The organism is Actinomycetota bacterium (assembly GCA_016700055.1).
Lineage (GTDB): Bacteria > Actinomycetota > Acidimicrobiia > Acidimicrobiales > Ilumatobacteraceae > Kalu-18.
This window is the reverse complement of record CP064997.1, coordinates 169,370-195,338: the sequence shown is the minus strand read 5'-3', so window position 1 is coordinate 195,338 and position 25,969 is coordinate 169,370. Positions and strand designations below refer to the sequence as shown.

27 protein-coding genes are annotated in these 25,969 nt (G+C 71.9%); 14 read left to right on the top strand and 13 right to left on the bottom strand.

Going from position 1 to position 25,969, the window contains the following annotated elements:
• Positions 1-5 precede the first annotated feature (5 nt).
• Together IPM43_00995 and IPM43_00990 are read left to right on the top strand one after the other, a co-directional pair.
• Positions 6-473: an SRPBCC family protein gene (locus IPM43_00995; protein QQS25004.1), complete on the top strand. Its 468-nt coding sequence runs from the start codon at positions 6-8 to the stop codon at positions 471-473.
• Positions 446-1,315, top strand: a complete 870-nt coding sequence (locus IPM43_00990) for an ROK family protein (GenBank protein QQS25003.1) — start codon at positions 446-448, stop codon at positions 1,313-1,315. The genes IPM43_00995 and IPM43_00990 overlap by 28 nt, the downstream gene beginning before the upstream one ends.
• A gap of 7 nt (positions 1,316-1,322) precedes the next feature.
• Here IPM43_00990 and IPM43_00985 read toward each other — a convergent pair whose 3' ends face one another.
• A complete protein-coding gene (locus IPM43_00985; GenBank protein QQS25002.1) occupies positions 1,323-1,844 on the bottom strand; it encodes an inorganic diphosphatase in 522 nt (173 codons plus the stop codon).
• 66 nt (positions 1,845-1,910) lie between these two features.
• On the opposite strand from IPM43_00985, the gene IPM43_00980 reads away from it, so the two are divergent.
• Together IPM43_00980 and IPM43_00975 are read left to right on the top strand one after the other, a co-directional pair.
• Positions 1,911-3,116: an aminotransferase class I/II-fold pyridoxal phosphate-dependent enzyme gene (locus IPM43_00980; GenBank protein QQS25001.1), complete on the top strand. Its 1,206-nt coding sequence runs from the start codon at positions 1,911-1,913 to the stop codon at positions 3,114-3,116.
• A gap of 78 nt (positions 3,117-3,194) precedes the next feature.
• Positions 3,195-3,824, top strand: coding sequence for a hypothetical protein (locus IPM43_00975; protein QQS25000.1), 630 nt, complete (start codon positions 3,195-3,197; stop codon positions 3,822-3,824).
• Between the two features lie 13 nt (positions 3,825-3,837).
• Here IPM43_00975 and glpK read toward each other — a convergent pair whose 3' ends face one another.
• Genes glpK through IPM43_00935 form a run of 8 tightly spaced genes read right to left on the bottom strand, consistent with a single transcriptional unit; the run spans position 3,838 to position 12,760 of the window.
• Positions 3,838-5,325: a glycerol kinase GlpK gene (glpK, locus tag IPM43_00970; protein QQS24999.1), complete on the bottom strand. Its 1,488-nt coding sequence runs from the start codon at positions 5,323-5,325 to the stop codon at positions 3,838-3,840.
• Positions 5,326-5,337: 12 nt separating this feature from the next.
• Positions 5,338-6,495, bottom strand: a complete 1,158-nt coding sequence (locus IPM43_00965) for an ATP-dependent 6-phosphofructokinase (protein ID QQS24998.1) — start codon at positions 6,493-6,495, stop codon at positions 5,338-5,340.
• Positions 6,495-8,789 (bottom strand): 6-phosphofructokinase, encoded by a 2,295-nt coding sequence (locus IPM43_00960; GenBank protein ID QQS24997.1) that lies wholly within the window; start codon positions 8,787-8,789, stop codon positions 6,495-6,497. Before IPM43_00960 ends, IPM43_00965 begins: the two co-directional genes overlap by 1 nt.
• A 22-nt stretch (positions 8,790-8,811) precedes the next feature.
• Entirely contained in the window at positions 8,812-9,435 is a 624-nt protein-coding gene (locus IPM43_00955; protein ID QQS24996.1) for a GerMN domain-containing protein, read from the bottom strand.
• Positions 9,435-10,907: a HAMP domain-containing histidine kinase gene (locus IPM43_00950; GenBank protein QQS24995.1), complete on the bottom strand. Its 1,473-nt coding sequence runs from the start codon at positions 10,905-10,907 to the stop codon at positions 9,435-9,437. The genes IPM43_00955 and IPM43_00950 overlap by 1 nt, the downstream gene beginning before the upstream one ends.
• Positions 10,904-11,596, bottom strand: coding sequence for a response regulator transcription factor (locus IPM43_00945; GenBank protein ID QQS26281.1), 693 nt, complete (start codon positions 11,594-11,596; stop codon positions 10,904-10,906). Before IPM43_00945 ends, IPM43_00950 begins: the two co-directional genes overlap by 4 nt.
• 52 nt (positions 11,597-11,648) lie before the next feature.
• Positions 11,649-12,482, bottom strand: a complete 834-nt coding sequence (locus IPM43_00940; protein QQS24994.1) for an inositol monophosphatase — start codon at positions 12,480-12,482, stop codon at positions 11,649-11,651.
• Positions 12,479-12,760 carry a hypothetical protein gene (locus IPM43_00935; protein ID QQS26509.1) on the bottom strand — a complete coding sequence of 94 codons (282 nt, stop codon included), beginning with the start codon at positions 12,758-12,760 and terminating at the stop codon, positions 12,479-12,481. Before IPM43_00935 ends, IPM43_00940 begins: the two co-directional genes overlap by 4 nt.
• Here IPM43_00935 and IPM43_00930 point away from each other — a divergent pair.
• The 3 genes from IPM43_00930 to IPM43_00920 all read left to right on the top strand — a co-directional run bounded on the left by IPM43_00930 (position 12,672) and on the right by IPM43_00920 (position 15,263).
• Positions 12,672-13,529, top strand: coding sequence for a polyprenol monophosphomannose synthase (locus IPM43_00930; protein ID QQS24993.1), 858 nt, complete (start codon positions 12,672-12,674; stop codon positions 13,527-13,529). The genes IPM43_00935 and IPM43_00930 overlap by 89 nt on opposite strands.
• A 29-nt stretch (positions 13,530-13,558) precedes the next feature.
• Positions 13,559-14,806, top strand: coding sequence for a DNA polymerase IV (dinB, locus tag IPM43_00925; protein QQS26280.1), 1,248 nt, complete (start codon positions 13,559-13,561; stop codon positions 14,804-14,806).
• A gap of 121 nt (positions 14,807-14,927) precedes the next feature.
• Positions 14,928-15,263: a DUF3040 domain-containing protein gene (locus tag IPM43_00920; protein QQS24992.1), complete on the top strand. Its 336-nt coding sequence runs from the start codon at positions 14,928-14,930 to the stop codon at positions 15,261-15,263.
• Positions 15,264-15,278: 15 nt separating this feature from the next.
• On the opposite strand, the gene IPM43_00915 is transcribed toward IPM43_00920, so the two are convergent.
• The 3 genes from IPM43_00915 to IPM43_00905 are packed head-to-tail and all read right to left on the bottom strand — an operon-like array spanning position 15,279 to position 19,707.
• Positions 15,279-17,513 (bottom strand): transglutaminase domain-containing protein, encoded by a 2,235-nt coding sequence (locus IPM43_00915; protein ID QQS24991.1) that lies wholly within the window; start codon positions 17,511-17,513, stop codon positions 15,279-15,281.
• The gene (locus IPM43_00910; GenBank protein ID QQS24990.1) at positions 17,510-18,706 is read right to left on the bottom strand and encodes a DUF58 domain-containing protein; all 1,197 of its coding nucleotides are present in this window, start codon (positions 18,704-18,706) and stop codon (positions 17,510-17,512) included. Before IPM43_00910 ends, IPM43_00915 begins: the two co-directional genes overlap by 4 nt.
• A 5-nt stretch (positions 18,707-18,711) precedes the next feature.
• On the bottom strand, positions 18,712-19,707 hold the full coding sequence (locus IPM43_00905; protein QQS26279.1) for a MoxR family ATPase: 996 nt from the start codon (positions 19,705-19,707) through the stop codon (positions 18,712-18,714).
• A 37-nt stretch (positions 19,708-19,744) separates the two neighbouring features.
• Between IPM43_00905 and IPM43_00900 the strand changes: the two genes are divergently transcribed.
• Genes IPM43_00900 through IPM43_00885 form a run of 4 tightly spaced genes read left to right on the top strand, consistent with a single transcriptional unit; the run spans position 19,745 to position 22,047 of the window.
• Positions 19,745-20,605, top strand: coding sequence for an ROK family protein (locus tag IPM43_00900; GenBank protein ID QQS24989.1), 861 nt, complete (start codon positions 19,745-19,747; stop codon positions 20,603-20,605).
• A 2-nt stretch (positions 20,606-20,607) separates the two neighbouring features.
• On the top strand, positions 20,608-20,856 hold the full coding sequence (locus IPM43_00895; protein ID QQS24988.1) for a hypothetical protein: 249 nt from the start codon (positions 20,608-20,610) through the stop codon (positions 20,854-20,856).
• A gap of 12 nt (positions 20,857-20,868) precedes the next feature.
• A complete protein-coding gene (locus tag IPM43_00890) occupies positions 20,869-21,366 on the top strand; it encodes an HNH endonuclease (GenBank protein QQS24987.1) in 498 nt (165 codons plus the stop codon).
• A 3-nt stretch (positions 21,367-21,369) separates the two neighbouring features.
• A complete protein-coding gene (locus IPM43_00885) occupies positions 21,370-22,047 on the top strand; it encodes a hypothetical protein (protein QQS24986.1) in 678 nt (225 codons plus the stop codon).
• Here the strand turns inward: IPM43_00885 and IPM43_00880 are convergent.
• Positions 22,022-23,566: a peptidoglycan-binding protein gene (locus IPM43_00880; GenBank protein ID QQS24985.1), complete on the bottom strand. Its 1,545-nt coding sequence runs from the start codon at positions 23,564-23,566 to the stop codon at positions 22,022-22,024. The genes IPM43_00885 and IPM43_00880 overlap by 26 nt on opposite strands.
• 279 nt (positions 23,567-23,845) lie before the next feature.
• Between IPM43_00880 and IPM43_00875 the strand changes: the two genes are divergently transcribed.
• The 3 genes from IPM43_00875 to IPM43_00865 all read left to right on the top strand — a co-directional run bounded on the left by IPM43_00875 (position 23,846) and on the right by IPM43_00865 (position 25,801).
• Positions 23,846-24,271 carry a cell division/cell wall cluster transcriptional repressor MraZ gene (locus tag IPM43_00875; GenBank protein QQS24984.1) on the top strand — a complete coding sequence of 142 codons (426 nt, stop codon included), beginning with the start codon at positions 23,846-23,848 and terminating at the stop codon, positions 24,269-24,271.
• Positions 24,272-24,359: 88 nt separating this feature from the next.
• Positions 24,360-25,319 carry a 16S rRNA (cytosine(1402)-N(4))-methyltransferase RsmH gene (gene rsmH, locus IPM43_00870; protein ID QQS24983.1) on the top strand — a complete coding sequence of 320 codons (960 nt, stop codon included), beginning with the start codon at positions 24,360-24,362 and terminating at the stop codon, positions 25,317-25,319.
• A 41-nt stretch (positions 25,320-25,360) separates the two neighbouring features.
• Entirely contained in the window at positions 25,361-25,801 is a 441-nt protein-coding gene (locus IPM43_00865) for a hypothetical protein (protein ID QQS24982.1), read from the top strand.
• The last annotated feature ends 168 nt before the right edge of the window (positions 25,802-25,969 follow it).

Genomic DNA, 25,969 nt, shown 5'->3' with positions numbered 1-25,969 from the left:
TCCCTATGGCCGACACCGCGTCACTCACGATCTCGATCGACGCGCCGCTCGACAGGTGCTACGCGATCGCGATCGACTTCGAGCGCTACCCCGACTGGGCTCGTGACGTGAAGGAGGCCATCGTGCGGGCGCGCGACGACGACGGCCGGGTGACGCAGGTCGAGTTCCGCACGTCCGCCCTCGGGCGCAGCACGCACTACGTGCTGGCCTACGACTACGCCAGTGCCCCCGAGCGGTTGGCATGGACGATCGTGCGCGGCGACATCATGCGGGCGATCGACGGATCGTTCAGCTTCCACCCGACCGACGTCGGGGGCACCGAGCTCACCTACGACCTGGCCATCGAGCTCGTCGTGCCCCTGCCCGGTTTCGTGAAACGCCGTGCGGAGCAGCGCATCTTGAACACCGTGCGCGAGCTCAAGGTTCGCGCCGAGGCGAGCTCTCCGTGGCAGAAGCCAGTCACGCCGGCATAGACGTCGGCGGCACGAAGTGCCTCGGCGTGGCGCTCGACAGCCGGGGAGAGGTCGTCGACGAGCACCGCGTGGCCACACCAAGCGTTGCCGACCGGCTGCTCGACGTCCTCACCGAGCTGGCGGAGCGGTTCGCGCCGATCGCGTCGCTCGGCGTCGGTGTGCCCGGCCTCGTCGACAGGGCGGGGGTGCTGCACGCGGCGCCGAACCTCGGTGCGGCGGCAGGCCTTGCCGTAGGGCCGATGCTCGGCGAACGGCTGGGCATGGCGGTGCGGGTCGACAACGACGCCACCTGCGCCGCGGTGGCCGAATGGCGTGCCGGTGCCGGCCGCGGCCACGACGACGTGGTGATGGTGACGCTCGGCACCGGCATCGGCGGCGGGGTGATCGCCGGGGGCGAGCTGCAGCGGGGCACCAACGGCTTCGCCGGTGAGATCGGGCACATGGTGGTCGATCCCGCCGGGCCGCCTTGCCCCTGCGGGAGGCGGGGGTGTTGGGAGCGCTACGCCTCCGGCAGCGGCCTCGGGTGGCTCGCCGGGGCGAGGCGCGGCGAAGAGGTGGTCGACGAGGCCCGCATGGGCAGCGCGGAGGCGTTGGAGGTGATCGAGCGCTACGCCTGGTGGATCGCTCTCGGCCTCGCCAACCTGACCAACATGCTCGACCCGGCGGTGATCGTCATCGGCGGCGGCCTCGTCTCCGCGGCCGACGTGCTCGACGAGCCCCTCCGGCGGGCGTTCGCCGAGCTGCTGTACGCGCCCTCGCGCCGTCCGCACCCCGAGCTGCACTTTGCCGAGCTCGGCGAGCACGCCGGGGCGATCGGCGCCGCCTACCTCGGCTGGGGTTGACCCGCGCTCAGCCGGTGGCGGGTGCGTGGCCGGCGCTGTGGTTCGCGCGTGCGGCCTCGATCTCGCGCCACGCCGCCTTGCGACCCTCGAATCCGGCGGTGGCGGAGTACTTGCCGGGCTCCAACGCCTTATACACGTCGAAGAAGTGCTTGATCTCCTCGAGCAGCTCGTCGGGCAGGTCCTTCAGGTCTTCCACACCCTTCCAGCGGGGCTCACCAGGAGGTACGCAGATGAGCTTGGCGTCGGGACCGGCCTCGTCCTGCATCCACATCAACCCGACCGGTCTCGCCTCCACCCACACGCCGGGAAACGTCGGGTCTTCCAGCAGGACGAGCGCGTCGAGCGGGTCGCCGTCGCCGGCGAGGGTGTCGGGGACGAACCCGTAGTCGGCCGGGTACGTGGTGGCGGTGAACAGCCGCCTGTCGAGGAAGATCCGACCCGTGTCGTGGTCGATCTCGTACTTGTTGCGGCTGCCCCGCGGGATCTCGATGACGACGTGGATGCATCCTTCGCGGGGCGTCACAGACATGGGCGCATCGTGACACACCGAACCGCCTGCTCGGCTGCCGCAAGGAGCCACTAGCGTCGAGGCCCTATGGATTTCCGGCGAATCACGAACCTGCCGCCCTACGTGTTCACGATCATCAACAACCTGAAGATCGAGGCGCGCCGGGCAGGCGTCGACGTGATCGACCTCGGCTTTGGCAACCCGGACATACCCTCACCGGCGATCGCCGTCGACAAGCTGGGCGAGGCCGCGCGCATCTCCCGCAACCACCGCTATTCGCTCAGCCGCGGTCTGCCCAAGCTGCGTGAGGCCGTCGCCGACCTGTACCTGCGCAACTGGGGCGTCCAGCTCGACCCCGAGCTCGAGATCACGAACACGATCGGCTCGAAGGAGGGCTTCAGCCACCTGATGTGGGTGCTGCTCGACCGCGGCGACGCGGCGATCGTGCCGAGCCCCAGCTACCCGATCCACATCTACGGGCCGCTGTTCGCGGGCGCCGACCTGCGCCAGGTGCCGATGCGCGGCCTCGCCGACCCCCGCGTGCAGTCCGACTTCGCCGGCGACTTCCTCGACAGCCTCACCACCGCCTACGACATCGGCTGGCCCAAGCCGAGGGTGCTCGTCATCTCGTTCCCGCACAACCCGACGGGCTCGGTCGTCGACCTCGCGTTCATGCAGCGCGTCGTCGACTTCTGTCGCGAGCGGGAGATGGTCGTCGTCCACGACTTCGCCTACGCCGACATGGGCTTCGACGGCTACAAGCCGCCTTCCATCCTGCAGGCCGAGGGCGCGAAGGAATGCGCGGTCGAGCTTTACTCGCTGACGAAGAGCTTCTCCATGGCCGGCTGGCGCTGCGCGTTCATGGTCGGCAACGCCGAGGTCGTGCAGGCGCTCGTGAAGCTGAAGAGCTACCTCGACTACGGCGCCTTCCAGCCGATCCAGATCGCGGCGACGGTCACGATGAACGAAGCCCCCGAGTACCCCGCCGAGGTGTGCGCCATCTACGAGGCCCGTCGTGACGCGCTCATCGACGGGCTGACCCGGATCGGGTGGGAGATCCCGAAGCCCCAGGGGTCGATGTTCGTGTGGGCCTCCATCCCCGAGCCCTACGCCGAGATGGATTCGGTCGAGTTCTGCTCGACGGTGGTCCGCGAGTGCGAGGTCGCCCTCTCTCCGGGCGTGGGCTTCGGCCCCGGCGGCGAGGGCTTCGTGCGGTTCGCGCTGATCGAGAACGAGCAGCGCATCGCCCAGGGCGTGCGCAACCTGAAGCGCGGCCTGCCCAAGCTCGCCTGAGGCGCCCGCAGCGCACTTCACACGGACTTCACGCGCAGGTGACCCCTGCGGCAACGAGGCGGCGGTAGGTTCGCCGCCGTGCCGGTCTACGTCGTGCGAGTGTGGTTGCCGGACCGTCCGGGCGCGCTCGGGCAGGTGGCCAGCCGCATCGGGGGGGTGCGCGGCGACGTGGTGGGTATCGAGATCCTCGAGCGCGGTGCCGGCCGGGCAGTCGATGACCTCGTCGTCGCGCTGCCGTCGGAAGACCTGCTCGACCTGCTCGTGGCCGAGATCGGCCAGGTCGACGACGTGGCCGTGGAGAACGTCCGCCTGGTGACGGCAGAACCCGCCGAGCACGGGGTGATGGCGCTCGGCATCGCCGCTCAGCTCGTCGGCGAGCACCCCGATCGCCGCCTCGAGCTGCTGTGCCGCGAGATCGTCGAGCTGCTCGAGGCCGAGTGGGCGATTGCGGTCGGGTTCGATCCGTGCACGGTGGTGTCCCACTTCGGCGAAGCACCCGACCTCGGGTGGTTGCTCGCCTTCCTCGACGGCATCGCCCACCTGTCGCCCGGCGACGTCGGTGCCCACACCCCGCCCGACGTCGTGTGGACGCACATGCCGCGCCGTGGTGCCGCCGTGGCCGCCGGACGGCCCCAGCGCGCGTTCCGGGGCAAGGAGCGCCAGCAGGTGGAGCTGCTCGGTCGGATCACCGACGGCCTGGCCGGCTGAGTCGCGCCGGGGTTCAGCCGGCGTCGGGCGGGACCCAGGCGCGCGAGCGCCCCACCGCCCGCAACCACTCGGCGTGGAGGGAGTCGGCGGCACTGCGGTCGTCGGCTGGGAAGCACTCGACGTCGAGCTGCCACCGAGCGCCGACCGCGTCGAGCGACGGCCAGACACCTTCGGCGAGTCCGGCCAGGAACGCCGCGCCGAGCGCGGTGGTCTCGTGGTCGGCGGGGCGGCGAACGACGACGCCGAGCTGGTCGGCCTGGAGCTGGAGCAGCAGGTCCATCGCCGAGGCGCCACCGTCGACGCGCAGCTCGTTCAGCCGGGTGCCCGATGCCGCCACCATCGCGTCGACGGCGTCTCGGGTCTGATACGCCATCGCCTCGATGACGGCTCGCGCGAGGTGGGCGCGTGTGGTGCCGCGGGTGATGCCGACGATGGTGCCGCGCGCGTACGGGTCCCACCAGGGGCTGCCGAGGCCGGTGAACGCCGGCACGAGGTACACCCCGCCGGTGTCGGGGACCGTCGCCGCCAGGGGGCCGATCTCGTTCGCGGTCGCGATCAGCCCGAGGCCGTCACGCAGCCACTGCACCGCGGCACCCGTGACGAAGATCGCGCCTTCGAGCGCGTACGCGGTGGTTCCGTCGGCGAGGGTCCACGCGACCGTGGTGAGCATCCCCTCACTCGGGCGCGGGCATGTCGCACCGACGTTCATCAGCACGAAGCTGCCCGTGCCGTACGTGTTCTTCGCCGTCCCCGGCTGGAAGCACGCCTGGCCGAAGAGCGCCGCCTGCTGGTCGCCGGCGATGCCCGACACCGGGATGCCGGCGGGCGCCCCGCAGCGATCGGAGGTGATGCCGAAGCGCCCGCTCGACGGGCGCACCTCGGGCAGGGCGTCGAGGGGGACATCGAGCAGGTCGGCCAGCTCCGCGCTCCAATCGAGCGCGCCGATGTCGTAGAGCATCGTCCGGCTGGCGTTGCTCGGGTCGGTGGCGAAGACCTCGCCGCCGGTCAGGTTCCAGAGCACCCACGAGTCGATCGTCCCGAGCGCGAGTTGGGGCCCGGCCGGGACACCTTCGGACAGCAGCCAGGCCATCTTCGTGCCCGAGAAGTACGGGTCGAGCACCAGCCCCGTCCGCTCGCGCACGAGCTCGAGATGCCCCCCGGCGCGAAGCGCGTCGCACATGCCCGCCGTGCGACGGTCCTGCCAGACGATCGCCCTGCCGTACGGCCGACCGGTGGCGCGGTCCCACGCGACGACGGTCTCGCGCTGGTTGGTGATGCCGATCGCGCTCGGCGTGCCCACCTGGGCGACCACCTCGTCGAGCGTGGCGCGCACCGCCTGCCAGATCTCGTCGGCGTCGTGCTCCACCCGCCCGGGCTCGGGGAAGTACTGGGGAAACTCGCGGTACGAGGCCACCGGCGGACGGTCGTCGGTGAACACCGCCCGGCTGCGCACTCCCGTGGTGCCGGCATCGATGGCGACGACGAACGGTTCCGAACCCACGCGACCCTCCGGTCAGTAGAGGAACATCGGCTTGCCGAGCGCTTGGTGCACCCGGGGACGGTACTCGTCGGCGTCGTACAGCTCGTCGACGTCTACGCGCTTGACGCCGGACACGCACGTCTCGATCGGCACGGTGGTGTACGTGCCCTTCTGCAGCGCGACCATCACGCCCGTCTGCTGGCGCTTCAACTGCTGGATGGCCAGGCTGCCGTAGGAGGTGGCGACCATCCGGTCGAGCGAGTCGGGTGCTCCGGAGCGCATCAGGTAGGCGAGCTGCTGGTTGACGATGTCGATGCCGGTGAGGTCTTTCAATGCCTGGCCGACGGTCTGACCGATGCCGCCGAGCTTGCGATGCCCGAACGCGTCCTCCTGGCCGTACTCGTGGATCTGGCCGCCGATCATCGATGCTCCCTCGGAGACCGCGACGACCGCGTAGTTGCTCGGATTGGCGCGACGGTCCTCGACGACCATCTTCGCCAAGCGCTCGATGTCGAAGGGCACCTCGCTGATCAGCGCGCGGTCCGCGTCGGCGAGGTACGCGGCGATCAGCGCCGTCTCGCCGCTGTTGCGGCCGAACAGCTCGACGACGGCGATGCGCTCGTGGCTTCCGGCCGGGGTGCGCAGCGCGTTGATGTAGTCGACGCTGCGGGTGACCGCGGTGCTAAAGCCGATGCAGTAGTCGGTGCCGTGCACGTCGTTGTCCATCGTCTTCGGCACGCCGACGACGGGGACGCCTTCTTCGTGGAGGCGCACCGCGAACGACAACGTGTCGTCGCCGCCGATCGGGATCACCGCGTCGACGCCGAGGTCGGTGAGCACTTCGAGCACGTGCGCGGTGCAGTCGACCTTCGGCTCGTCGCCGGCCGGGAAGCGGTCGACCAAGAACGCCGGGATGTCGCCGACGCGCACCTTCTGGGGGTTCGTGCGCGAGGTGTGCAGGTGGGTGCCGCCGTAGCGGTCGATGGTGCGCACGCTCGCCGGCGTCAGCGGCTCGACCCACTCCTTGCGCGACGCCTCGTCCTGCGCCTTGTCGTAGTGCAGCAGCCCGGCCCACCCCTTGCGGATGCCGAGCACGTCCCAGCCCTGGTCGGCGGCGTGCTCGACGACGGCCTTGATGCAGGGGTTCAGCCCGGGGACGTCGCCTCCTCCGGTGAGGATGCCGATGCGCATCATTGCTCCTTTGTCCGACCCGTGTTCGGGTTCGTGGTCGTGTTGGTCGTAATCGTCGTGGTCGTGTTGGTCGTGGTCGTGGACGTGACGTCGCCGAGGTCGCGGCGCGCCATCGTCAAGGCGACGGGGCGCAGGTCCATCCACCATTGCTCCGTCGGGCGCTGGAAGCGCTCGTCGGTGACCCGATCGATGTCGGCGAGGGCGCTGAACGTGAGCTGCCCACCGGCCAGGCCGATGCATGCCGCGTCCGGAGACCCGCCCTCGACGACGTGGTCGATGGCGTGCATCGCGAGGCGGGTGGCGAGCATGCGGTCGAACGGCGAGGGGTCACCGCCTTGTTGCTGGTGACCGAGCACCGCCTGGCGGACGTCGAAGAGGTGTCCGCCCTCCTCCTCGAACAACGAGCTGATGAACGCAGTCGTGTAGATCGGGTTCGCGGCCTCGCTGCGGATCACCAGGTTCAGACGCTTGCCGGCACCGAACTCGGCGATCATGTGGTCCAGCTCGTCGCGCAGGGTGTCGAGGGTGATCCCCTCCTCGTGCATGTACACCCGCTCGGCGCCGGTGGCGAGCCCGCTCATCAACGCCAGGTAGCCGCAGTAGCGGCCCATCACCTCGACCACGAAGCACCTGCCCGCGGCGACCGCTGACTGTTTGATCTTGTCGACGGCGCCGACGATCGAGTTCAGCGCGGTGTCCGAGCCGACGCTGATCTCGGTGCCGGGCAGGTTGTTGTCGATGGAGGCCGGAATGGCGACGATCGGCATCTCGAACGCCGGGAAGTTGGCGCGTTCGCCGACGATGCGGTGCAGCGCCTGGTATCCCGACCAGCCCCCGATCATCACCAGCGCGTCGATGCGCTCGCGCTCAATCGTGCGCGCGATCGCGTACAGGTCCTTGCCGCTCAGCTCACGCCGGCTGACGCCGAGGTTCGCCCCACCTTGGGTGGCCCACGAGCTGACGCTGCGCCACTCCATCTCGCGGACCTCGCCGTCGACGAGACCGTTGAAGCCGTCGTGGATGCCGAGCATCGTGTGCCCGCGGTCGAGGCCGAAGCGCACCGCCACCCGGGTGGCGGTGTTCATCCCCGGGGCCAGCCCGCCGGCATGGAGCACGGCGATGCGCAGCTGGCGGCTCGGCAAGACGCGTTCGGCCGGGGGCACCTTGACGAGCGTGTCGAGGGCGTCGAGGGATTCGCGAAAGCTCGCTCCGCGCCCGGACAGGGCGGTGGCGTAGTCACCGCGCTTCAGGGCGTCGTTGACGGCGACGGTGGCCTCGACCGCCGCCGTGAGCGGGGTGCGCGTGATCCGGTTGCTGCGCAGGCCGATGACGAGCGGCTCGCTGTCGTCGTGAGCGGTGAGCAGTTCGTCTACCGCGGCGTGACCGAGCACGGTGCTCATGTACCTGTCGAAGGCCGATGGTGCACCGCCGCGCTGGACGTGGCCGAGCACGGTGACGCGGGTGTCCTCGCCGAGGCGTTCGGTGAGCAGATCGCGCACGTAGTCGCTGGTGATCGGCGCTCCCGCGCGATCGATGGCGCCCTCGGCGATGACGACGATGCTGTCGCGCCGGCCCGCGTCGCGGCCTTCCCGGAGAGACGCGCAGAGGCGATCCTCCCATCCCGGCTCGGGCGGGTCCTCGGGGATGAACAGCCAGTCGGCGCCACCGGCGATGGCCCCGCGCAGGGCAAGGTACCCGCAGCGGCGCCCCATGACCTCGACGACGAACGTTCGCTGGTGGCTGGCGGCCGTGCTGGAGATGGCGTCGATCGCCTCGACGATGCGGTGCAGGGCGGTGTCGGCGCCGATGGTCATGTCGACACCGACCATGTCGTTGTCGATCGAACCGACGAGCCCGACGACGTGGAGGCGGGGGTGCCGCTTGCCGGCGTCGGAGTCGAGCTCGCCGCCGGCGATCAGCTCGTCGATCAGGCCGGACCACTCCTGGTGCAGCAGGTTCGCCCCGGTAAGGCTGCCGTCACCGCCGATGACCACGAGCCGGTCGATGCCGTGGTCGATCAGGTTGCGCACCGCGGCCAGGCGACCCTTCCGGGTGCGGAACTCGTCGGAGCGGGCGGTTCCGATCATCGTGCCGCCGGCGTGAAGGATGCCGCCGACGTCGGCCCAGTCCATTCGACGGATCTCGTCGCCTCCGTCGACCATGCCCTGGAAGCCTTCGAAGATGGCGAAGACCTCGGCCCTGCGGTTGACGGCGGTGCGCACGACGGCGCGGAGCGCGGCGTTCATCCCAGGGGCATCGCCACCGCTCGTCAGCACCCCGATGCGCTCGCCCATGGACCCCCCGAGGCTAGCGAGGTCAGTCCGAATTGCCCGGGAGAACCGCGGGGAAGTCGGGTTGGGTCGACGCCGCCCGGCCGGGGAAGTCGAACACCGTCAGCGGCTCGCCGACGAGGGTGCCGTCGCCGCGTGGCCACTCGTTGCGCTTGCCCTCGACCAGCAGCTCCACCCGTTCGACGTCTTCGAGCTCACTCGCGGTGAACACCACCTGGGCGACGGCGTCGACCAACACGTCGCCCGTCGCCTCGAAGATGCGCTCGGAGAGGTCGACGACGAGGGTGGGGCGGGGGGAGAACCTGGCCGAGTGGAGCACGGTGCCCTCGGGGATCGCCGTGCTCAGCCGCTGTTCCTGCTCGCCGTCGCTCGGCCCGTCGAGCAACGCCAGCAGCGCTTCCGTCGGCGTCGGCCTCACGTCGCGGCCGACGGCGCGCAGCACCGCCGCTTGCCCGGGAGCGCCGGCGTCGATCAGGTAGACGCGCGTGCCCGAACCCTCTTGCGCGTCGCCGTCGGCTCCGCCGAGGTCGCCCGAGCCGTCCTGCTCGTCGGGGGTGAGGTCGCGGGGGGCGGAGTCGGGCTCGATGCCGCAACCGGCGAGGAGTAACGCGAGCGCCACGACCGCGGCAACGCCGCGCCGCCCGGGCACTAGAGCTCCTCCGTGGGCAGCTCGATCACGAATCGCGCTCCGGGCTCTCCGTCGGCTCGGTCCTCGACCCACGCCCTGCCACCGTGCAGGCGGACGTGCTCGGCGACGAGGGCGAGCCCGAGCCCGACTCCCTCGGATCCCGCCCTGCGCCCGGCCACCCCACCTCTGGCGAAGCGCTCGAACACCAGCGAGCGATCCTCGGGGGCGACGCCTTGGCCGTGGTCTTCGACGACGATCTGCACCTGGCCGATCGGCTCGTCGTCGGCTTCGATCGAAGGGGCGACGGTGACCTCGAGCTCGCCGCCGCCGTGGATCCGGCCGTTGTCGATCAGGTTCGCCACCACCCGGGCGAGGCGCCGCCGGTCGCCCCTGATCATCAGCGAGCTGGCCCGCTCGTCGATCGACACCGGTGTGTTCGGCAGGCTGCTGACGGCGACCGCCTGGCGCACGAACTCGCCGACCAGCAACTCGTCGAGGTTGAGGCGCACCGCGCCGGCGTCGAAGCGGGAGATCTCGAGCAGGTCCTCGACGAGACCCTGAAAGCGCGAGACGTCGCCGACGAGCAGGTCGAGGGCCGCCTGCGCGCGCTCGGGCATCTCCTCGCGCCGTGCCTGCATCACCTCGACCGAGGCGGAGAGCGTCATGAGCGGTGAGCGCAGCTCGTGGCTGACGTCGGAGGCGAAGCGGGCGTCGCGCTCGACCCGCTCCTGCAGCGCGGCGGCCATCTCGTTGAACGAGTCGGTCAGCACTCGCAGGTCGGGATCGTCGCTCGGTTCGAGGCGCGTGTCGAGGCGACCGCCGGCCATCGCCTTGGCGGCCTGGGAGGCGACGCTGAGGGGGCGCACCGCGCGGCTGGCAGACACGGCTCCGAGGACGACCCCGAGCAGGGTGCTGATCGCAGACGCGATCAGCAGCGCGATCCACACGCTGCCGAGCGTGTCGCGCACGTCGGCGTAGGACGCGAACTCGAAGTAGGCGGCGTCCACCTCGGGCAGGGGGATGCCGACGACGAGCATCGGTTCGCCCTCGATCGTCACGAGCTGCTTGGCCGAGACGCGGTCGAGGACCACACGGTCGTGCAGCGCTTGGGGCAGCTCGGTTCGCCCGAAGCGTGCGTCACCGGCGGTCCACGTGTCGCGGTAGTTCACCAGCGGGCGTTCGGCTGCCAGGCGATCGAGCAGCGTCTGCACGCTCGCCGGATCCGACCGCAGGTCGGCGAGCATGCGCCGCGCGTTGCTCGTCGCCTGCTCGACGCTCGCCGACTCGCGCTGGTCGAGCAGGCTCGACTTGGTGAAGTTGTAGGTGGCCACCGTCAAGAACGCGGAGAGCGCGAGCGCCCCGAGCCCGAAGGCGGAAAGGATGCGAGTCCGCAGCGACCACGGGCCGGGGCGCAGCTTCGCCAGGCCAGCCTGGATGCGCCCCCGCCACCCGGTGGCCGCCAGCGGCTCCGGCGGGGCAGTGGCGGCGGTCACGCCTGGAGCCGGTACCCGAGCCCTCGGACCGTCACCACGTGACGCGGGTTGGCCGGATCGGCCTCGACCTTGGTGCGCAGTCGCCGCACGTGCACGTCGACCAGGCGGCCGTCGCCGAAGTAGCCGTAGCCCCACACCTTGTCGAGCAGCATCTCCCGGCTGAACACCCGCCCGGGCTGCTGAGCCAGCTCGACGAGCAGGCGGAACTCGGTCTTCGTGAGGTGCACCTCGGTGCCACCGAGCATCACCTTGCCCTCGTCGGGCACGATCTCGAGGTCGCCGAACACGAGACGCGGGTGCAGCGGGTGCGAGGGGCGCACGCGGCGCAGCAGCGCCCTGATGCGGGCCGACAGCTCCTTCGGGGCGAACGGTTTGGTGAGGTAGTCGTCGGCGCCCGCTTCGAGGCCGGCGACGACGTCGTGGGTGTCGGCGCGCGCGGTGACCATCACGACGGGGACGTCGCTCGTGCGCCGCAGCGACCGGCAGAGCTCGAAACCGTCGATGCCGGGCAGCATGATGTCGATCAGCACGACGTCGGCCGGATGCATGTTGAAGGTGGCGATCGCCTCTTCGCCACTCGCCGCTTCGTCGACCGTCCATCCCTCGTCTTCGAGGGCGAGCTTCACGGCTGTGCGAATGCGCTCGTCGTCCTCGACGGTCAAGATGCGGGTACCCACGGACGCAATGATGCCCCAACCGGGGGTGACCTGTCGTGCAGAGCCCCACGGAGGGCGCGCGGGGTCAGCCAGAGGGTGCGGTCTCGGCCAGTAGGGCAACCATCGGTTCGAAGAGCTGAGGCGCCGTCACGAGCACTTCTTCGGGCCGGGCGACACCACCGGCGAAGTTGCCCGTACGGCAGCCGGCCTCACGGGCGATCAGCTCGCCGGCTGCCATGTCCCACGGGTTCAGGTACTCCTCGAAGTAGACGTCGAGGCGCCCCGCGGCGACGTAGCAGAGGTCGGCGGCGGCGGCGCCGAAGCGGCGCACGTCGCGCACCCGGCCGATGAGGTCGGCCAGGCGGCGGGCCTGGCGGACGCGACGTTCGGGGACGTAGCTGAAGCCGGTGCCGACGAGTGCGCCGGCAAGGGTCGGTGTCGGCGAGGGGTGCAGCGTGTTTCCGTCGAGACGGGCGCCGTGGCCGCGCCGGGCCGTGAACAGCTCGTCGGTCGCGGGTAGGTGGACTGCCCCGACGAGCGCTCCCAGCTCGTCGACGGCGGCGATCGACACCGCGTACCCGGCGAGTCCGTACCAGTAGTTCGTCGTCCCGTCGATCGGGTCGACGAGCCAGCGGATGCCGCTCGTGCCGTGGCGGTCGGTGCCCTCTTCGCCGATCACACCGTCGGCCGGGCGCCGGGCGAGGATGCCGGTGACGATGAGCCGCTCGGCACGGACGTCGAACTCGGTGACCATGTCGGTCACGCTCGACTTCGTCTGGGGCTCCACCAGACCGTGCGCCCGTCCCTCGCGCACGAGGGTGCCGGCCTCGCGGGCCAGGCGCGCGGCCAGCTGGAGCAACTCGGAGGCCTCGTCGCCACGCTCGTCCGCCCCGCTCGAGGGGCTCTCCGTCGTCGTCATCTGGGGTCCTGGATCTCACGCCACTCGCCGAGGGCCCGCAGCACGAGCACGGCGACGACGGCTGTCCCGCCGGCCGCGGCGACCGCCCCGGCGAGGGTGCCGAGCCCGAGTGCGACGGCGCAGTCGCCGCTGCATTGCAGGTCGACCAAGGCGTACCCGATCACGCCCCCGGCCAGACCGGCGACGCAGATGGCCACGAAGGCGAGTGCCCGCGCGGCAGGGGAGGGCAGCGCCGACAGCGGTCGCTCGGAAGCGGATGCGGAGCTGGTCTGGGGCATCGGGCGAGATCGTAGGCTCCCGGCGGTGCGCACGACTGTGGTGATCCCCACCTTCGACGAGGCGGCGAACGTCGAGTCCGTGCTGCGCGGGGTGCGGGAGCGGCTCCCCGAAGCCGACGTGCTGGTGGTCGACGACGACAGCCCCGACGGCACCGGGGACATCGCCCGCAAGACGGCCGAGGCGCTCGGTCGGATCGAGGTCCTCACCCGGCGGGGTAAGCGCGGGCTCGGCGCGGCCTACCGCGACGGCTTCGCCCACGCGCTCCGCAACGGCGCCGAGATCTGCGTGCAGATGGACGCGGACCTGTCCCACGACCCGGGCATGCTCCACGCGCTGGTGGCCGCCGTCGAACACGGCGCCGACGCCGCCCTCGGCAGCCGATATGTGCCCGGCGGCGAGATCGTCGACTGGCCGCCGCTGCGGCGCTGGCTGTCGCGCTGGGGTAACCGGTACGCGGCCGCGATGCTCGGACTCGCGGTCAACGACGCCACATCGGGGTTCAGGGCCTACTCCGCCGATGCACTCGCCCGCCTCGGGTACGGCACCGTCACCGCGGAGGGCTACGGCTTCCAGGTGGAGATGACCCATCGGCTGGTGAGAGCGGGAGGCAGGATCGTCGAGATCCCGATCACGTTCCGCGACCGCACGCTCGGGCAATCGAAGCTGACGCATCACATCATCAGCGAGGCGTTCATGCTCGTCGTCGCGCTGTGGTGGCGCGACCGGGCCTTTCACCGGTTGCGCGCCAAGTCGCGGGGCGTGTCGTGACGGACGCCGTCGTGTCGGGCGCGCGCACCATCTGCCACGTCGACATGGACGCCTTCTACGTGTCGGTCGAGCTGCGCCGGCGCCCCGAGTTGGTCGGGCGTCCGGTGGTGGTCGGCGGCACCGGGCGCAGGGGCGTGGTGGCCGCCTCCAGCTACGAGGCCCGCCGGTACGGGGTGCACTCGGCTATGCCGTCGGTGCAGGCGCGCCGTCTCTGCCCGGAGGCGGTGTTCCTGCCCGGCGACCACCGCCTGTACGCCGAGGTCAGCGGGCAGGTCCACCGCATCTTCCACGAGGTGACCCCGCTCGTCGAGCCGATCGCGCTGGACGAGGCGTTCCTGGACGTCACCGGTGCGGTGCGCCTCTTCGGCGACGGCGTCGAGATCGGGCACCGGCTGCGGACGCGGATCCACGACGAGCTCGAGCTCACCTGCTCGGTCGGCGTCGCCGCCACGAAGTTCGTCGCCAAGCTCGCCTCCGAGGCGGCCAAGCCGAAGGCAGATCCGTCGGGGGTGCGCGTTGGGCGCGGTGTGGTGGAGGTGCGCCCGGGCGAGGAGCTCGCGTTCTTGCACCCTCATCCCGTGCAGGCGTTGTGGGGCGTCGGGCCGGCGACGCTCGTGAAGCTGGAGCGGCTCGGGGTGCGCACGGTGGGCGACGTCGCGGCGCTGGGGGAGAGACCACTCGTGCTCGCGCTCGGTGCCGCTCACGGACGGCACCTGTTCGCCCTGGCGAACGGCGTCGACCCGCGCCGCGTCGAGCCCGACCGTGCGGTCAAGTCGATCGGACACGAGGAGACGTTCTCCGCGGATCTGTGCACCGCAGCCGAGGTCCACGCCGAGATGGTGCGCCTCGCCGACGCCGTCGCCGCCCGGTTGCGCCACCACGGGGTGGGGTGCCGCACGGCGACGCTGAAGGTGCGCTTCGCGGGCTTTCGCACGATCACCCGCTCGGTGACGATGCCGGTGCCGCTGACCACGGGACCGGGCCTGGTGAGGGCGCTCGAGCCGCTGCTCGCGCAGGTCGACCCGACGCCGGGGGTGCGCCTGCTCGGTGTCTCCGGCTCGCATCTCGTCGCCCCGACCGAACAGCTCACCTTCGATGCCGTCGTCGGCGACGCTCCCGGCAGCGCCCCCGACGTCGATCTCGCCTGGAGCCCGGCGAGCGATGCCTTGGACGGCATCCGGGAGCGCTTCGGCTCGGGTGCGATCGGCCCGACGAGCGCCCTCGCCGCCCGCCGCCCGCAGGATCGTCCCGGGTCCGCGCCGTGGGGCCCGGCCTGAGGGTCTCCCGCGTTGTCGTTCGCGTTGTCGTTCGCGTTGTCGTTCGCGTTGTAGGGGGCCGGCATCCGTGAGAGGATGGACCCTGCAACACCCACCCCGGCAGCACACGGAGGCGCTCGGCATGCCGCTCTCGGAAGACGAACAGCGCATCCTCCGCCAGATCGAAGAACAGCTGCAGAGCGACCCCAAGTTCGCGAGCGCGGTGTCCTCGTCGGGTCTCTACTCGCACGGGGCGAAGACCCTGCGGTGGGCCGTCGTCGGGCTGGTGGTGTCGCTCGCGCTGTTGCTGGTGCTGCTCCAGGTGCACTTCCTCGCCGCGTTCGCGGCGTTCGTCGCCATGCTGTCCTGCCTCGTGGTGATCGAGCGCACCGCGCGGGCGATGGGCAAGGCCGGCCTGCAAGACGTCACCGGTGCGTTGCGCAACGCCAGGTTCGCCGCCCGCCGCCGCGGCGACTGAGCGCCGCCGCAGGCGTCACGTGCCGGCGAGGCGCCAGGCCAGCCGTGGGTCGAGCCGGGTCATCAGCCGGCGGCGGAAGGGGAGCATCGCGCGGGCGCTGGCCAGCAGATGTCGTCCGACGAGGCGGAGGCGCCGCAGCGTCTTGTCGTCGAACTGGTGCTCGCTGTAGAGCGAAACCGTCGCCGCGCTGGCGAGCTCACGCAGCTCGTTGCGATCGAGCCCCGACGATCGGGCGATGCGGCCGGCATGCTCCACGAGGGTGTCGCCGCGGCGGGGGTGGATGCCGCAGAGGTCGAGGGTGTTGGCCGTCGCCCGCCACAGGGCGAGCACCTCGTCGTTCGCCGTGCGCCGTGCGGCGAGGTGGGCGAGTACCAGTGGCATCGAGATCATCCAGGCGAGCACGAGCGCGAGCGCGACCAGCACCCACGTGACCCATGCCGGAAGTCCGCCGCGAGTGTTGCCTGCATCGTCGGCCGACCCCCCGGAGGGGTCCGCCTCGTCGGGGACGTTGAGCGGCACCGTCGTCGGCCCGCTCGCGTTCGGGTTCGTCGAGGTGGTCGACGTGGGCGGCGGTTCCGGGGCGGGCGGTTCGGCCTGGGCCGGAGGCACACCGGTGTAGCCCTCTGCCCCGGGCGCCCCGCGTGACGGGGTCGGCTCGAACAGCACCCAGCCGATGCCGTCGAACCACACCTCCGGCCACGCGTGCGCGTTGAGGCTGCGCACCCGATACCGGCCGTCGCCGCCGCGCTCGCCCTGCGTGAAGCCGACCGCGACCCGCGACGGCAGCCCGAGCGAGCGGGCGAACGCAGCGAACGTGCCCGCGAACTGCTCGCAGTAGCCGGACCGCCGTTCGAGGAAGTCCTTGATCGCCGAGGTGCTGTGGCCGGCGGGGACCTCGAGGTCGTACTCGAACCCGCGGAAGTACTCCTGCAGGGCGAGGGCCTGCTCGTAGGGGGTGACCGCGCCGGCGGCCACCTGCTGCGCGACGGCGGCGAGGTCGGGGGTGAACGACTCGGGCAGTTCGAGGTAGATCTCGTCCGGCGGAGCGATCGCCGTGCCGGCGAGCAGGATCTCGGCAGAGGGCTGGGGCAGCGCCGACACGATCTCGTACGAGTCGCCGCGCTCCAGCCCGTCGCCGGTCACCACGAGCGTGGCGGTGTCGAGCACGAAGTAGAGGTCGCGGCTCGTCCGGCGCAGTTCGGTAGGCGCATACGCGACGGGCGCCAGCTTGCCGCCGAGCGCCTCGATCTCGAAGCGCTGGAGCACCGCGGCGGAGAACGGGGGCGGGGTGGCGAGCAGGCCCGCCGCCTCGTCGAGGGTGCTGTCGGGCAACCCCCACCGCGTGCCGTCGAAGCTCGGCAGCCCGGTGACCCGCCAGTAAGCGGGCTGATCCGTGATGACCGTGAACAGCACCGTCGTGCCCTGGTCGGTCAGCCGGCCGCGGATGTCGACGAGAGGGCTCAACACCTCGGTCCTGCCGCCGCCGGAGGGGTCGGGGTCGAACCAGGCCTCTTTGCCGGCTCCCGGCACGTGCGGACCGACGGTGGCCGCGACCAACCCGGCCAGCGCGGCGAGGGTGATCCCGCCCGCGCTCCGGCGGAACCAGGCCGCCCCGGCGCGCGGGCCGATCCACACCGCACTCTCGGCGGCACGCACGGCGCGGAGCACGGCGACCACGGCGAGCGCGGCGACGAGCCAGAGCACGGTGGACGAGACGCGGTTGCGATCGATTCCGACGGCCGACACGGCGATGAACACGACACCCGAGGGGACCACGGCCTCGACCCGCCCGTCGGCCCGGAAGGCGAGTGCGTCGGACAGCACGGCGCTCGTCCCGAGCGCGAGGCCGGCGATGACCCCGAACCCGCCGAGGTGGGGCACCGGTGGGATCGCCTCGCCGAGCTGGCGCCAAGCGTCGGCGAGCTCGGTGCTCGCCAGCCTCCAGGTGTCGGCAGTGGGCAGGATCGCCCACATCGTGTCGCGGTACTGCACCCACGAGACCGCGGCCACCACCGCGGCGAGCGCGAGCGGCACGGCGAGCCAGGCCGGCACCCGCCACCAGCGAAGCAGCGTCGGCACGCCGTGGCCGACGGCGACGACCAGAATCGCGGCGCTGAAGAAGGCCCATCCGTCGAAGATCCGCGAGAAGGAGACGGCGGTGGCGAGCGTCAGCGCGGCCAGGGTGAGCGTGGCGGCGAGCCGCGCTGCGCGGCGCCCCTGCAGCGACCGGTCGTCGGCGACGGCGCTCACACCACCACCTCCCCGGGCACCTCCGTCGCGAGAACGGCTGTCGACGTGGCTGGCGGAGCACCGGCGCGCCGTCCGACGAGGCCGGCCCACGACCGGGCGAAGTCGTCGGCGACGACGGCGTCCACCCGGAACCAGCCCTGGGGGATCTCACCCCCGACGTCGCAGCAGACGGCCACGCCGGCGTCGGGAATCCCTGCCGCCCGGGAGAGCGCGCTGAGCCGTGTCGGGTCGGCGACCCCGCACGCGACGATCACGACGTGCAGCCCCTCCGCGTCGTGGCGGACCCGCGGCGGCACCCTTCCGGAGGAGACCTGGACCAGTGCCAGGTGCTCCATCACCGGACCGAGGTGGTGGTCGTCGATCAGGTGCTCGTCGCTGTCGGTGGTGAGCAGCCGCAGCCGGCGCCGCCCGTGGGCGGCGCTCGCGACCAGGCTGGCCACCGCCGACACCGCTCGCTCGAAACCACCGGCGGTGTACTTCGACGCGTGGAGGTCGAGGACGACGGTCAGCGCGAGGTGCGCCGAAGGATCGGTCTGGCGCACGACGAGGTCGTCGCGCCGGGCGGACTGGCGCCAATGGACGCGGCGCAGATCGTCGCCCACGGCGTAGTCGCGCAGGGCGTGGAACTCGTCGGCGTCGACGTGGGCGAGCGAGCGCCTGCGCAGCGCGCGGCTGAGCGGGCCCGATCCGCCCCCCAGGACGGGCAGGTCGACGAGCTCCCAGCGCGGGTAGACGAGCACTTCGCCGGCGGGGGCCACGAAGCGGGTCAGGCGAGCGAGGCCGAACGCGTCGCGCAGCTCGATCGACGTCGGGCCGAGACTCACCAACCCACGCCGGTCGGTCGGCAGGCGATAGACGGCGCTGGCGCGCTCACCCGAGCGCAGCGCCGAGACGTTCAGCGACGCGCCGCCGAGATCACCCACGGGTTCCCACAGCTCCAGCGACGGCGTCGCGGACCCGGCGCGCAGCGAGAGCTCCACGCGGGCGTGCTCTCCGACGCTCGGGTTCGGCGGATGGACGAGACGGGTCACCTCGAGGCGCGGGCGGCGTGAAGCGGTGCGCAAGACGGCGACGACGACGAGCCCGACGCAGCCGGCGGCCAGCAGGAACAGCTCATACACCCCGAACACGCGCCCGGCGAGGCCCGTCGCAGCAGCGGCGGCAACGAGCAGCCACGCCTGCCTCGTCGGCATCGGAGTTAGCGACCGCTCGGGACGGAGACCGAGGCGAGGATCTCCTCGATCGCACCTTCGGGGGTGAGGCCCCGCACCGTCGCGTCGTGGCGGAGAGAGATGCGGTGCGCGAGCACGGGCACGGCAAGTGCCTTCACGTCGTCGGGAATGCCGTAGTCGCGACCACGGGCGGCGGCCAGCGCCCGTGTGGCGCGGGCGAGCTGCACGGTCGCGCGAGGCGACAGCCCGAGCGAGAGCCCGGGATGGCGGCGGCTGGCGTGGGCGAGGTCGACCAGATAGCCGCGCAGCACCGGGGCGAGGTGCACGCGTGTCGCCGCCGCCGCCATCGCCAAGACGTCGTCGTGGGAGACCACCGCCTCGAGCGCGTCGGCGGCCTCCGAGCCGGCGCCGGGTTCGATGATCGCGAGCTCGCTCTCTCGGTCGGGGTAGCCGAGCGACAGCCGCACGAGGAACCGGTCGAGCTGGCTCTCCGGCAGGCGATAGGTGCCCTCCTGCTCCACCGGGTTCTGGGTGGCGATGACGAGGAACGGCCGCGGCAGTGCGTACGTACGGCCGTCGACGGAGACCTGGCGCTCCTCCATCGACTCGAGCAGGGCCGATTGGGTCTTCGGCGAGGCGCGGTTGATCTCGTCGGCGAGCACGATGTTCGCGAACACCGGTCCCGGCTGGAACTCGAACGTCTCGGTGCCCTTGCGCCACACGGTGACGCCGACGAGGTCGGTCGGCAGCAGGTCGGGAGTGAACTGCACCCTGCGCCAGGTGCAGTCGATCGACGCCGACAGCGCCTTCGCGAGGCTGGTCTTGCCCACCCCGGGGACGTCTTCGATGAGCAGGTGACCGTCTGCGAGCAGGCAGATGAGCGCCAGTTCGATCGCTTCGTCCTTGCCCTTGATCACCTTGCCGACGTTGCGAACGACAGCGTCGACGAGGTGCACGAACGAGGCGTGCGGAGGGAGGGGCTCTGCCGTCACAGAGGCACAAGCTAGACCTGCTCGCGGCACCACCGGACAGCGGCTCGTGCACTACCGTCGGTTCGCCATGGAGCGCGAGCACGCCTATCTCGCCTTCGACGTCGGCGGCACCAAGCTCGCTGCGGGAGTGGTCACCGTCGAAGGCCGGGTGCTCGTGCGCGATCGCGTGCCCACGCCGTCGCGAGAACCCTGGCGGGCGTCCGCCGCGCTGCTGCGCCGCGTGCTTGCGGCAGTGCACGGCGTCGACGTCGTCGCGTGTGGTGTGGCCTGCGGCGGGCCGATGTCGCCCGGGGGCGAGCAGGTCTCGCCGCTGCACATCCCGGCGTGGCGCGGCTTCGAGCTCAAGCGGAACATCATCGAGCTCACCGGTCTGCCGACCTTCGTCGACAACGACGCGAAGGCGCTGGTGCTCGCCGAGCGGTGGCTCGGAGCCGCGCGGGGAGCAGAGAACTGCATGGCGGTGGTCGTCGGCACCGGCGTCGGTGGCGGGATCGTGCTCGACGGGCGGCTCCTCGGGGGCCGCCTCGGCAACGCCGGCCACATCGGCCACGTCGTGGTCGAGCCCGACGGGCTGCCCTGCGCGTGCGGTGGGCGCGGCTGCCTGGAGGCCTACATCTGCGGGCCGGCGGTCAGGGCGGAGACGGGCCGGCCCCCGTCACGGGCTCCGCTCGCCATCATGGAGCGCAACGGCCGCCTGCTCGGCCGCGCGGTGGCGAGCGTCGTCGCGTTGTTGGACCTGCCACTCACGGTGGTCGGCGGATCCGTTGCCCTCGGCTTCGGCGCGCCGTTCTTCGACGCCGCCCAGCAGGAGCTGTCCGAGCGCGCCCGGCTGGCCTTCGCCGCGGGCTCGCTCATCCGCCCGGTCGGGCTGGGCGCCGACGGCTCGCTCGTCGGTGCCGCCGCGCTCGTCCACGAGGCGGTGGGCTGAAGGTGCACTGGCTGGCCGTGCTCGCCGCCGTCGCCCGGCATCCGGGCCTGTGGCCGACGGCGCTGCGTCAGGCGGCCCGCACCGCGCCCCGCGGCTGGTGGCGCCGGCGCCCGTTCCTGCCGGTGCCTGCCGGCGACTACCTGCGGTTCAGGTTGACCACCCAGTACGGCGACGCGATGCATCGACCCGAGCCGGACGATGTGCTGAACTACCTGAGGTGGGTCCGGCAATGGGATGCCCAACGCCGGTGAGGCGGTAAGGCGATGCGGAGCGCGCTCGTCCTGAACGCCACCTACGAGCCGCTCAGCGTCGTGCCGAGCAGGCGGGCCGCCTGCCTCGTGCTCGCCGACAAGGCCGATCTCGTCGAGCACGACGGGCACGTGATGCGCTCGGCGTCGCTCAGCGTCCCGAGCCCGCTCGTCATCCGCCTGCGGTATCTGGTGAAGGTGCCGTACCACCGCCGAACGGCGCTGTCGCGCCGGGCGGTGTTCGCCCGCGACGAGCACCGCTGCCAGTACTGCGGCGCGCATGCGGACTCGATCGACCACGTCACGCCGCGCTCGCGCGGAGGAGAGCACGTGTGGGACAACGTCGCCGCCGCGTGCAGGCCCTGCAACCTGCGCAAGCGCGACCGCACGCCCGACGAGGCCGGCATGCGGCTCGCGCGGGTGCCGCGGGCGCCGCGGGAGCTCACCTGGGTGGCGGTGGCCGTCGCGCGCGTGCCCGAGGCCTGGGTGCCCTACCTCGCCGGGGCTCGCTGACGGGTGTGGCCGACCGGGGAGGTCCGACGCGGCGCGGCGGGGGACTTCCACGCACGGTCGCTGCCGGCCACGCTCGAGCGCGCGCTCTGGTGGTTCGAGGTCGCGGAGTGCCCGGCACTCGTGCTCGGGTCGTCACAGCGGGAAGCGGCCGCCGACCTCGACGCGTGCTCGCGCGCGGGCGTCGACATCGTGCGCCGGCGCAGCGGCGGGGGAGCGGTGCTGCTGTGGCCCGGCGAATCCGTATGGCTCGACGTGCTGTTGCCCCACGGCGACCCGCTCTGGCTCGACGACGTCGGCCGCGCGGTTTGGTGGCTGGGCGAGGTGTGGGCGGCAACGCTCGGCGCCCTCGGCGCCGACGCGGTGTCGGTGCACCGGGGCCCGATGCTGCCTTCGCCGTGGACGCCCGAGGTCTGCTTCGCCGGGACCGGTCCGGGCGAGGTGCTCGATCGAGCCGGGCGCAAGCTCGTCGGGATCAGCCAGCGCCGCACACGCGCCGGAGCCCGGTTCCAGTGCCTGCTGCACCTGTCTTGGCAACCCGAGCGCTACGAGCGCCTGCTGTCGTCCCGTCCGCCGGCCGCACACCTCGCCGACGTGGCTGCGTGCGCGCCGGCGGGTGTCTCGGCACCCGCGGTGCGGGAGGCGTTCCTCGCCGTGCTCAGGGCTGAGGCAGCGCCTCGGTGACGTCACACGCGTCGACGGCCTTCACGTACCGATAGGGGTTCACAGGCCCGCCGCCGCCGGGGTGCACCTCGAGATGCAGGTGGGGGATGGGCGCGTTGCCGGTCTCGCCGTTCGTACCGAGGATCTGGCCGGCCTGCACCTTCGACCCGACCTTGATCCCGTCGGCGAACCCGGAGAGGTGGGCGTAGTAGAAGTAGGTGTTCGATCCGTCGTCCATCGTGAGCCGCAGGTTGTTGCCGCCGCGTGATCCGGGGACGTCGTAGACGAGCTTGGTGATCGTGCCGTCGGTGACGGCGTAGATCAGCTTGCCCGCGTCGGCGATGATGTCGACTCCCTCGTGGGTGCGCCCACCAGAGCGCGGCGCGCCGAAGGTGTCGCCGAAGGCGCAGAGCCCCTGCATCGGGAACTCCTCCAAGGTGAGCGAGGGCGCCGGTGTGCTCGGGCCCGGGTCGGGGGTGCTGCCGTCGAGGAGGCCGAGCGCGAGCGCGGTGCGGACGTCGACCACTCCGGTGGCGGGGAGCCCCTTCGCGCGCTGGAAGGCCTCGACGGCGGCGGCGGTGCCGCTGCCGAAGACGCCGTCGACTCCGCCGCGCACTTCGATGCCGGCGTCGACGAGGGCCTGTTGCAGGGCGCGCACGGCGTCGCCGCGTTGGCCGCGGGCGGGCAGGTCGGGGGAGGCGGTGAGCCCGAGGAGTTGAGCGGTGACGGTGTCGACGACGCCGGTGGAGGGCAGGCCGTTGCGCTGCTGGTAGTCGGCGACTGCTTCCGCGGTCTTCGGCCCGAACACCCCGTCGGCTCCGCCGTAGACGGCGATGCCGTTGCGGATCAGCGCCGATTGCAGGGCGCGCACCGCATCGCTGCGCTGACCGAGGCGGGGCAGGTCGGTGCCGGGGGCGAGGGTGGCCGGCGGGGCTTCCGTATCGGGTGTGCTCGCGCCGGGGTCGGGGGTGCTGCCGTCGAGGAGGCCGAGCGCGAGCGCGGTGCGGATGTCGACCACTCCGGTGGCGGGGAGCCCCTTCGCGCGCTGGAAGGCCTCGACGGCGGCGGCGGTGCCGCTGCCGAAGACGCCGTCGACTCCGCCGCGCACTTCGATGCCGGCGTCGACGAGGGCCTGTTGCAGGGCGCGCACGGCGTCGCCGCGTTGGCCGCGGGCGGGCAGGTCGGGGGAGGCGGTGAGCCCGAGGAGTTGAGCGGTGACGGTGTCGACGACGCCGGTGGAGGGCAGGCCGTTGCGCTGCTGGTAGTCGGCGACTGCTTCGGCGGTCTTCGGCCCGTACACCCCGTCGGCTCCGCCGTAGACGGCGATGCCGTTGCGGATCAGCGCCGATTGCAGGGCGCGCACCGCGTCGCTGCGGTCGCCCTGCTGGAGCACGACACCGGACGGGGAAGCACCCGGGTGACTGCTGGCCGCCGAGGCGGGCATCGCGGCGAGCGACGACACCGCGATCACGGTGACGAGGGCGGCTGCGGCGACCGCTCGCACGGTGATCGACGGCGGGCGATGGTTGCGACGGTTCACGCTCGTTGTCCTCCTGCGCACAGAAGTGGCATCGGCGCCCGCTCCGACGGACCTTAGGCGAATTCGCGGAATCATCAAGAAAGACCACGCTGCGTGGTCGGGGCGAGCGGAAATGCTGGGGCAGCGCACGGCCCGCGCGGGGGCTCACAGGTGGCCTCGGGGGGCGTTGTGGGGTGAATAAGTTGACATGTGGGGGGTAGTGGGGCAAAGTGGCGCCACCCAGGCAGGGCTTAGAGGCGGTTTGGAACCCGGCTCTTCACGGAAGGCAGGCAGCTCCCGATGCAGATGTTCACCGGCTCGGACGAGCGACAGCTCGACCCCAAGGGTCGGGTGGCGCTGCCGGTCAGCTACCGGGAACGCCTGAAGCCGCGCTGCTTCGTCACCTTCGGCCAGGACATGTGCCTCGAAGTGCTGACCGAGCAGGCGTCGAAAGACGTGCTGGAAGAGATGGCGGAGGCGGTCAAGCGCGGTGAGCGCCACAAAGCCGAGCTCCGCGTCGTCTCCGCCAACATGGCCGAGACCGTGCTCGACGCGCAGGGTCGGATCACCCTCAACGAAACCCTGCGCTCCTACGCGGGGCTCACCCCCGGCCAGCAGCTGATCGTCGCCGGCGCCTACGACCGGATCGAGCTCTGGGACCCGGAGCGATTCGCGCGGATGAGTGCGATCGGCACCGGCCAGATCGCGGGAGAAGGCAACCGATGACGCCCGATCGACGACCGGATCCACGACCCGATCCACGACCGAATCCACGACAGACCATCCACAGAAGGGGGGTGTGAGGCACGTCGCGATGGAAACGCATCGGTTCGAGCACGAGCCGGTGATGGCAGCCGAGATCGTCGCGGTGTTCGCCGCCGTCCCCCCGGGGCTGGTGGTGGACGCCACCGTCGGCGGGGGAGGCCATGCCAGCGCCCTGCTCGCGGCACACCCCCACCTCGAGGTGCTCGGCCTCGACCGGGACCCGGCAGCACTGTCGGCCGCCCGGGAGACCCTGGCTCCCTTCGGTGGGCGCGCCCGGCTCGTCCATGCCCGATTCGACCGCCTCACCAGCATCATGACCGACTTCGGCCTTCGCTCCATCTCCGGCGCCCTCTTCGACCTCGGCGTCTCCTCCCATCAGCTCGACTCGGCCGGGCGCGGCTTCGCGTACCGCCACGACGCGCCGCTCGACATGCGCATGGACCCGACCGAGCCGTGGTCTGCCGGCGACGTGGTCAACGGCTACACCGAGGCCGAACTGGCTCACGTGTTGCGAGAGCACGCCGACGAGCGCTGGGCCACCCGCATCGCCAAGGCGATCGTGGCCGCGCGCCCGATCCAGAGCACGTCGGAGCTGGCGCGCGTCGTCGTGGAGGCGATCCCCGCACCGGCGCGTCGCCGGGGTGGGCATCCTGCCAAGCGCACCTTCCAGGCGATCCGGATCGAGGTCAACCGTGAGCTCGAACTGCTCCCCGGCGCGCTCGACGCCGCGGTGTCGGCCACACACGCCGGGGGGCGGGTGGCCGTGCTCTCCTACCACTCCGGCGAGGACCGGATCGTGAAGGACCGCTTCCGCTTCCACGAGACCGGTGGCTGCCACTGCCCGAACGATCTTCCCTGCGTGTGCGGCGCGGTGCGCACCGTGCGCCTGGTACGGGCGCCGCGGCGCCCGAGCGCGGCCGAGGTCGAGCACAACCCCCGGTCCTCGTCGGCTCGTCTACGGGTGGTGGAGCGTCTTCCCGACGGCGGAGCCGCCGAGAGCGAGCGTTGATGGCCCTCCCCGCCAGCGCCCCCGCTACGCGCCGACGTCCGGTGCGTACCGTCGACGCGCCGCGCCCCGCCCCGACCCGCCTTTCGGTGGTGCCGCGGCGTCGGCCCGCGGTCGGCTGGTTCGTCGTGCTCGGCGGGCTCGTCTTCGCGCTGCTGCTCGGGGTGACCGTGTTCCAGACACGCCTCGCCCAGAATCAGCTCGAGCTCGACCGGGTCGAGCGCGCGGTCGACGCGGAGCGTGAGCGGTTCGACGAGTTGCGCCTTCAGCGCGCGGAGCTGCGCTCTCCCGCGTACCTCGCCGCCGCCGCCGCGTCGATCGGGATGATCCCCGGCTCCGACACGGCGTTCGTCGCGGTCGGCCCCGGCGTGGTCGAAGCGATCCTCGTGTCCACCGGTGGCGCCGATCCGTCGGTGGGGATCTCCGCGGACGATCCCTTCTCGGCGTACGGCGAGGTCAAGGCGCTCGTGAGCTCCAGCCCGTGACGACGCGCCGCCCGACGAATGGGCGGCCGGCGCCCGCAGAGCGCCACGGCCAACCCCCGGCCCGCGGCTCGCGCAGCCACGGCTCCGCGCCGCGCCCCAAGCTCGCTTCCTCTCCCGGCTCTCCCGGGTCGATCACGTCCGCGGCGGGCAGGCGCACCCCGCCGCACG